At 70.7% G+C, this 7,646-nt stretch carries 6 protein-coding genes and 1 pseudogene; 6 read left to right on the top strand and 1 reads right to left on the bottom strand.

The genetic code is table 11. The features are described from left to right. Positions 1-458: 458 nt before the first annotated feature. The 6 genes from ACNFOC_RS47200 (at position 459) to ACNFOC_RS47175 (ending at position 7,092) form a co-directional block, all read left to right on the top strand. Complete coding sequence (locus ACNFOC_RS47200; protein ID WP_416965166.1) at positions 459-2,372, top strand: AMP-dependent synthetase/ligase; 1,914 nt, start codon at positions 459-461, stop codon at positions 2,370-2,372. A 96-nt stretch (positions 2,373-2,468) separates the two neighbouring features. Further along, entirely contained in the window at positions 2,469-4,247 is a 1,779-nt protein-coding gene (gene kstD / locus ACNFOC_RS47195) for a 3-oxosteroid 1-dehydrogenase (protein WP_416965165.1), read from the top strand. A gap of 174 nt (positions 4,248-4,421) precedes the next feature. After that, on the top strand, positions 4,422-4,949 hold the full coding sequence (locus ACNFOC_RS47190; protein WP_416965164.1) for an SAV_915 family protein: 528 nt from the start codon (positions 4,422-4,424) through the stop codon (positions 4,947-4,949). Next, entirely contained in the window at positions 4,949-5,245 is a 297-nt protein-coding gene (locus ACNFOC_RS47185; protein ID WP_406123443.1) for a DUF6317 family protein, read from the top strand. Before ACNFOC_RS47190 ends, ACNFOC_RS47185 begins: the two co-directional genes overlap by 1 nt. 7 nt (positions 5,246-5,252) lie before the next feature. Further along, entirely contained in the window at positions 5,253-6,548 is a 1,296-nt protein-coding gene (locus tag ACNFOC_RS47180) for a WXG100 family type VII secretion target (protein WP_416965163.1), read from the top strand. Beyond that, a complete protein-coding gene (locus ACNFOC_RS47175) occupies positions 6,526-7,092 on the top strand; it encodes a hypothetical protein (protein ID WP_416965162.1) in 567 nt (188 codons plus the stop codon). Before ACNFOC_RS47180 ends, ACNFOC_RS47175 begins: the two co-directional genes overlap by 23 nt. On the opposite strand, the pseudogene ACNFOC_RS47170 reads toward ACNFOC_RS47175, so the two are convergent. After that, positions 7,045-7,521 (bottom strand): annotated as a pseudogene (locus ACNFOC_RS47170) (class I SAM-dependent methyltransferase); the annotation flags it as partial. The gene ACNFOC_RS47175 and the pseudogene ACNFOC_RS47170 overlap by 48 nt on opposite strands. Between the last annotated feature and the right edge of the window lie 125 nt (positions 7,522-7,646).

The following is a 7,646-nucleotide window of genomic DNA, read 5'->3' as shown; positions in this document are numbered from 1 at the left end:
GCGCTCCGAGCTGCTCGGCGTCGCCCGCGACATCCTCCGGACGTACCACCGCGGCATGGAACGGTTCGCCGCGATGCGTGCCTCGCGATGCTGCCCCGCGTCGACCTTCCGGAGGTGCTGCTGGAGGTGTTCTCCTGGACCGGCGCCGACCAGGCGTTCACCTCGATCACCGGCGGCGCCGTCTGCACCTCAACATGGACTCATGGAGAGCGCATGGGTGACGCAGAGGTGGCGCAGGGTCGACGTATGGCCGACAAAGCCTGGCGAACCCGCCGAGGTTGCACAGGCCCGGCTCCGTACCACCCCCGAACCCGCACCAAGTCCCCACGCGGGCACCGTACGATCTTCGACCTAACCCGAGGTAACACATCGGCCGCAGGCCAGGATGAACGCCTCGGTACGCACCATGCGTACCTAATGCAGCAGAGCGGTACAAGCTGCACGCCCCAGGAGCTGCCATGTCCCTCGCCTACCCGTCCGGCTACGACTACGACGGCGCGCCCGTGCTCGTCGAGCCCGAGATCCGGCGGCTGGACGGCGTGGTGCGGGAGGTGTCCGTACCGCCGCTGGTGCCGCCGGCCACCCACGGCTCGCTCGCCGACCTGCCGTTCGAGAACGCGGCGGCGGCGCCGGAGCACGTGGTCCTCAGCAGGCAGGACGCGGACGGGAACTGGCAGGACGTCACGGCGGCGGAGTTCGCCGAGCAGGTGCGGGCCGTCGCCAAGGGGATGATCGCGGAGGGGCTCGCGCCGGGCGACCGGATCGCGGTCATGGCGCGGACGACGTACGAGTGGACGCTCCTCGACTTCGCCGCGTGGGCGGCCGGGCTGGTCACCGTCCCGGTGTACCCGACCTCCTCCCTCTTCCAGATCCGCTGGATCCTCCAGGACTCGGGCGCGGTCGCGATGGCCGCCGAGACGGTCGCCCAGGCGGCGGCGCTGGGTCCGGAGACGCCCCGGCTGCCCGACCTGCGCCACATGTGGGTCTTCGAGAAGGGGCACCTGGACCGGCTGGCCGAACTCGGCCGGACCGTCCCGGACCAGGAAGTCTCCGTACGGCGTGGGGTGTTGCTGCCCGACACGCTCGCCACCGTCATCTACACCTCGGGCACCACGGGCCGCCCCAAGGGCTGCGCGATCACCCACGGCAACTTCCTTGCGGAGGTCGACAACGCGATCGAGCTCCTCTACGGCGTCTTCAAGAACAAGGCCGACGAAGAGCCCTCCACGCTCCTCTTCCTCCCCTACTCCCACGTCTTCGGCCGCATGGTCGCCGTCGCCTGCATCCGCGCCCGGGTCCGCCTCGGCCACGCCGCGAGCCTCAAGTCCGAGGACCTGCTCGCCGACCTGGCGAGTTTCCAGCCGACCTTCCTGCTGGCCATCCCGTACATGCTGGAGAAGGTCTTCAACAACGCGCGGGCGAAGGCCGAGAAGGGCGGCCGCGGCAAGATCTTCGACCGCGCCACGAACGTCGCCCGCCGCTACGGCGAGGCGCTGGAGGCCCACCAGTCCGGCAAGGGGTCAGGCCCGAGCCGCGCGTTGAGGACCGCCCGCGCCTTCTACGACCCGCTGGTCTACCGGAAGATCCGCAACGCCCTCGGCGGCAGGCTCCGTTACGTCATCTGCGGCGGCTCCCCGCTGGGCCGCCGCCTCGCCGCGTTCTACGCCGGCGCGGGCATCGAGATCTTCGAGGGCTACGGCCTGACCGAGACGACGGCGGCGGCGACCTGCACCCCGCCGCTCAAACCCCGGCTGGGGACGGTCGGTTGGCCCATGCCGGGCACCAAGGTCCGCATCGCGTCGGACGGCGAGATCCTGCTCGCCGGCGGCCAGGTCTTCCGCGGCTACTGGGACCCGCACGGCGACGGGGTGATTCCCGCGTCCCAGGACGGCTGGTTCGCGACCGGCGACATCGGCAGCCTCGACGACGAGGGCTACCTCACCATCACCGGCCGCAAGAAGGAGATCCTGATCACCGCGGGCGGCAAGAACGTGGCCCCGGCCCCGCTGGAGAACTGGCTCCGCTCCCACCCGCTGATCGCCCAGTGCATGGTCGTCGGTGACCGCCGCCCCTACGTCGCCGCGCTGATCACCCTCGACCTCGAAGGCATCACCCACTGGCGCCAGATGAACGGCAAGCACCCGGTCCCCGCCGAACTCCTCGTCAACGACGAGGAGTTGAGAGAGGTCCTGCAACGTGCCGTCGACGACGCCAACAAGCTGGTCTCCCGCCCCGAGTCCATCCGCCGCTTCAGCGTCCTGCCGGTGGACTTCACGGAGGCGGCCGGCCATCTCACCCCGTCGATGAAGCTGCGGCGGGAGTTCGTCATGCAGGAGTTCGCCCGGGAGATCGAGGAGCTGTACGCGAACTGACCGTCATTCAGGGGGATTTGGTGCGTACCTGGTCATTGACTTCCCAAGACCCCCGCGCGACATTCCCAGCCCATTCCCCGTCGGGCTGGAGCGGCCATGACCACGAGCGCGGACGCACAGGCACAACTCCCGGGTAGAAGACGCGTGTTGGCCGGTGGTGCGGTCGCCGCGCTCGGTGTGGCCGGTGGGGTGCGGCAGCACTCGGCGCGGGCCGCCGATCTTCCGCTCCTCGGCACCTACGACGTCGTCGTGATCGGGGCGGGAGCGGCCGGGATGACGGCCGCGCTGACCGCCGCCAAGCAGGGGCTCAGCTGCGTGGTGGTGGAGAAGGCGCCGACGTTCGGGGGTTCGGCGGCGCGTTCGGGGGCGGGCATCTGGATCCCCAACAACCCCGTGATCCTGGCGGCCGGAGTCCCCGACACCCCTGCCAAAGCCGCCACTTACCTGGCCGCGGTCGTCGGGACCGACGTCCCCGCCGACCGCCGGCAGTCCTTCCTCTCGCACGGCCCCGCCATGATCTCCTTCGTGATGGCGAACAGCCCGCTGCGCTTCCGCTGGATGGAGGGATACAGCGACTACTACCCGGAGTTGCCGGGCGGGCTGCCCAACGGCCGTTCCATAGAGCCCGATCAGCTCGACGGCAACATCCTCGGCACCGAACTCGCCCACCTCAACCCGCCCTATCTGGCCGTCCCTTCGGGCATGGTCGTCTTCAGCGCCGACTACAAGTGGCTCGACCTGGCGGCGGTGAGCGTCAAGGGCGCGGCCGTCGCCACCGAGTGCCTGGCCCGGGGGACGAAGGCGGCGCTGCTCGGCCAGAAGCCGCTCACCATGGGCCAGTCCCTCGCCGCCGGCCTACGGGCCGGACTCCAGTCCGCGCAGGTCCCGGTGTGGCTCAACACCCCGCTCACCGACCTGTACTTGGAGAATGGCGCAGTCACCGGAGCGGTCGTCACGCGGGCCGGTGCCGCCGGGCTGGTGCGTGCCCGGCGCGGGGTCGTGGTCGGCTCCGGCGGCTTCGAGCACAACGCGGCGATGCGCGCCCAGTACCAGCGCCAGCCCATCGGCACGGACTGGACCGTCGGCGCGAAGGAGAACACCGGGGACGGCATCCGGGCGGGCCAACGGGCGGGCGCGGCACTGGCGTTGATGGACGACGCCTGGTGGGGACCCACCATCCCGCTCCCCGGCGACCCGTACTTCTGCCTCGCCGAACGCACCCTCCCCGGCGGCCTGTTGGTCAACCGGGCCGGTTCCCGCTTCGTCAACGAGGCCGCGCCGTACAGCGACGTCGTCCACATCATGTACGACCGTGACGCCGCCGCCCCCGACATCCCGGCCTGGCTGATCGTCGACCAGAACTACCGCAACCGGTACCTCTTCAAGGACGTCCTGCCGACGTTCACGTTCCCCGACGACTGGTACAGCTCGGGCGCGGCGTACAAGGCATGGACGCTGGACGCCCTCGCCACCTCGATCGGCGTCCCGCCGGCGGCCCTGCGCTCCACGGTCAGCCGCTTCAACTCCCTTGCGGCCAGCGGCAAGGACACCGACTTCGGGCGCGGCGACAGCGCCTACGACCACTACTACACGGACCCGTCGATCCTCCCCAACTCCTGCCTCGCCCCGCTCTGGCTGCCCCCGTACCACGCCTTCCGCATCGTCCCCGGCGACCTCGGCACCAAGGGCGGCATGCGGACGGACGCACGGGCGCGGGTGCTGCGGGCGGACGGTTCGGTGATCCCCGGTCTGTACGCGGCCGGGAACGCGAGCGCGGCGGTGATGGGGCACAGCTACGCGGGCGCGGGCTCGACGATCGGACCGGCGATGACGTTCGGGTACGTGGCGGCGCTGGATCTGGCGGGGGCGCTGTAGCGGTCGTAGCACCGGTGTCCTGGTCTGGTCATCACACGGTCAAGGGATGACCAGGCCGGGACCAAGCGGCCGTATGCATTGCGCATGCAACGGGTTCGGAGGCGTGACATAGCCGGATTTGGGCGCTCGTGACGTGACTACTGTGAGGGCGCGCAAACATCCACAGTGACCACGATGACTCGCGGGGAAGAGGAGACGGCGGTGGGGGAGCCGAACCGTTCACGCCTTCTTGACTACACACAGGGGCCTGCGGCGGGGCCGCCGGGGTCGCCGGAACCGCGGCGCTCCCGGCTGCTCGACTTCGCGGAGGCGGAGCCGCCGGTCCGGCCGCCGGCCGTCGGGCGCCCCGGGCCCAAGCCCGGTGTTCCGCCGTACGAGACGCCCGTGTTCGTACCCGCCCATCCCCGGTACGTCGACACGACGTACGACGACGGCCGTCCGGTCCGCGTGCCGTTCATCGCGTACGAACTCTTCGCGCATCCCACCGACGTGACCGGGACCGTGGCCTTCGCCTTCACGACCCTGGAGAAGCTGGTCGCCGCGCTCGGCGAGGCCCAGCCGTGGGTCGCCACCTCTCTCGGGCCGCTGGCCGAAGGGGTCGGCGAGCAGGGAGTCACCGTGCTGCTCGACCCGTGGGTGGCTCCCGGACCCCCCAACTGGCAGCCGGCCGATCTGGCCGCCTACGCGCAGGAGGTGCGCTGATGTCGGCCGACTTCAAAGCGGTCATGAGCGACCTGACCTCGATGGCCACGACGTTCCACGACCAGGCCACGGACTACCGGAAGCTGCACGACCAGGTGGCCCCGCCCGTGGTGAGCGGTGGGGACTCCGCCCTCGACCACGCCATCAAGGAGGTCGCCGATCTCATCGTCGCCCTCCACATCGGCTTCGCCGACCGGCTGGACGACCGGGGCGACAAGGTCGCGTACGCCCGCGACTCCTTCCACCGGCACGACATCGACGTCCATGGCGTGTTCGAAGACCTGATGGCGGGATGAGGGGCCGATGACCGACAGCTGGGTGGGCGGCGACATCGGCGGACTCCGCACGATGGCCACGACGTACAAGAACGCCAAGGACAAGCTCGACGACGTCATCAGCCCCCTCACCCGTGCTGTGGACGCCCTGGTCGACGACGCGGGCTGGAAGGGCGAGTCGGCGGAGTCCTTCCGCGCCACATACACCGAGGACGCCGTGACCGCCGGTGCCTTCGCCGCCCTCGTCCACGAGGCGGGCGACATCCTGGACACCCTCGCCGACGCGCTCTCCACGTGTGAGACGGCCCTTCAGAACGCCGAGCACGTGGCGGCGAAGAAGGGCGTCGTGACGGGGGACAAGGGCGTCCCGCTGCCGACGACCACCTCGACTCCGCCCAGCGCGGACGAGCAGAAGACGATCTCCGCGATGGGCGAGTACGACACCGTGCGCAAGGAGGTCCTGCACACGGCGCAGAAGGCGCGGCTGGCGGCGGCGGACCAGTTGCAGGCGCTGTACGCGGAGGTGACCGGCAAGGCCGAGGTGACCGCCGGCGACAAGATCACCGTCGTCGACTATCTGCGCGGTCTGTACGCCTTCGACGCCGAGGACGCGCGGGTCGACGGAGCCAAGGCCCGCACGAAGATCGACGACGCCAAGTCCGAGGCGCAGGCGGCCAAGAAGGAACTCCGCTCCGAACGCAAGGCGTTCCAGAAGGCCGGCCGCTCGCTCCCCAAGGACCTTCCCGCCAAGGGCGCCTACGCCGACGCCGTCGCCAGGGTCCAGTCCCTGGAAGAGGACATGGCCCGCGCCGACTACGGCAGCACCAAACTGCCCTACGACCGCGCCCTGAACGTCAAACTGGCCGACGCCGCGGACGCCCTGCGCGCGGGCGAAAGCCTGGACAAACTCCCGGACTTCCTCAAGGAGGTTCCCGTACTGGACGTCGCCGCGGCCGGTGCCTGCGGATTGCTGGAGGCCTCCGAGGATCACGACAAGGGGTGGTCCTGGCAGCACTCCGTGGCGGTGGACGGGGGCGCCAACGTCGCGGGGCTGGCCACCGGTGTGGCCATCACGGCCGGCCTGGTGGCCGCCGCGCCCTTCGAAGCGCCCGCGATCGTCGTGGCCGGAGTGGGCGGCGCGATCGTCGTCGGGGCGACCGGGGTCATCGACCACGCGTTCCACGAGCACTGGAGCGAGGACATCCACGACCACGGGGTGGTCGGCGGCGTGCTGCACGGCACGGGCCATGTCATGACGGAGACCGGGCATGACTTCGTACGACTCAAGGATGACGTCTGGCATGGCATCAAAAGCATCTTCTGAGGCCCCCGGCTCTGGCACGCCGGCCCGGATTCCCGCCCTGCCCGGGCTCGGCACCACCTGGTACGAGCGCGGCACGCGCTACTGGCTGCGCCGGGCTTCCGGAGCCCTCCTCTGGTTCGTCGTGACGGCCTTCTTCTGCTACATCGCGCTCGTCCTCTACGGGAGTTTCCGCACGAGCCTGCCGCCGACCGTGCGCACGGTGTGGGACTGGGCGCAGGCGGTCCTGTCCTTCGTGGCCTTCGCCTGGGGGTGGCGGGTGCAGCGGCGGGACCTTCACAAGAAGCTGCTGGACCCGCCGACGCCCGGCCAGGCCCGCCAGGCCAAGCGGGACGAGACCCGGCGCTCCACCGGACTGGCTGTCGCGGGCCGTGCCCTCTGGCTGGTCGCGGCACCGGTCGCCCCGGCGCTCGCGGCGGGTTGCGTCGGCTGGGTGATCGCCGCGTTCGCGGTCCGCGAATACCCCAGCGAGGTCGGCGCCCGCCGAGCCCTGGAAGCCTCAGCCGATCTCCACCGGCTTCCGGGCGGTCAGAAACGCCTGCGCTGACGACTCCCCGAGTCCCTCCTCCGCTTCCCGTACGGTCCGTGCCCGCAGCGTGAACCCCGCCGCCTCCAGCAGTTCGGCCATCACCTCCGGTCGCCGCCGTTCGAAGCCGAGGGACACCGGGTGACCGAAGGGCCGGTCGAGAGTGAGGGGCCGGTCGCCCGCCTGGAAGGCGAGCAGCAGATACCCGCCCGGTGCCAGGACGCGGTGGAACTCCGCGAAGAGGGACGGGAGTCGGTCCACAGGCGTGTGGATGGACGAGTACCAGGAGACGGCCGCCGCCAGGGTCCCGTCGGGAATGTCCAGGTCCAGCATCGAGCCCTGCTGGAAGCGCAGCCCAGGGTTCTCGCGGCGCGCGATCGCGAGCATCGACTCGGACAGGTCGAGGCCGAAGACGTCCAGGCCCTGCGCGGCGAGAAACGCTGTGGACCGCCACCTCGCAGGAGTTCCTCCAGGCCTCCTGGGCGGCGACCGCCGGTGGTGGCGAGGCGCCCATCGACGTCGGCGCGGCCTCCTTGTGGGCCATCGCGGACGTACGGGACCGGGCGCGCGAGCTG

The organism is Streptomyces colwelliae (assembly GCF_048158785.1).
GTDB lineage: Bacteria > Actinomycetota > Actinomycetes > Streptomycetales > Streptomycetaceae > Streptomyces.
The sequence above is the reverse complement of the archived record's forward strand: the minus strand, read 5'-3'. Positions and strand labels throughout refer to the sequence as shown.

What these genes read in the sequence shown, in the direction of transcription:
- ACNFOC_RS47180 (WP_416965163.1), top strand. Translation starts at nt 5,253, where the DNA reads ATGACCGACAGCTGGGTGGGCGGCGACATCGGCGGACTCCGCACGATG.
- ACNFOC_RS47185 (WP_406123443.1), top strand. Translation starts at nt 4,949, where the DNA reads ATGTCGGCCGACTTCAAAGCGGTCATGAGCGACCTGACCTCGATGGCC.
- ACNFOC_RS47175 (WP_416965162.1), top strand. Translation starts at nt 6,526, where the DNA reads ATGGCATCAAAAGCATCTTCTGAGGCCCCCGGCTCTGGCACGCCGGCC.
- kstD (WP_416965165.1), top strand. Translation starts at nt 2,469, where the DNA reads ATGACCACGAGCGCGGACGCACAGGCACAACTCCCGGGTAGAAGACGC.
- ACNFOC_RS47200 (WP_416965166.1), top strand. Translation starts at nt 459, where the DNA reads ATGTCCCTCGCCTACCCGTCCGGCTACGACTACGACGGCGCGCCCGTG.
- ACNFOC_RS47190 (WP_416965164.1), top strand. Translation starts at nt 4,422, where the DNA reads ATGACTCGCGGGGAAGAGGAGACGGCGGTGGGGGAGCCGAACCGTTCA.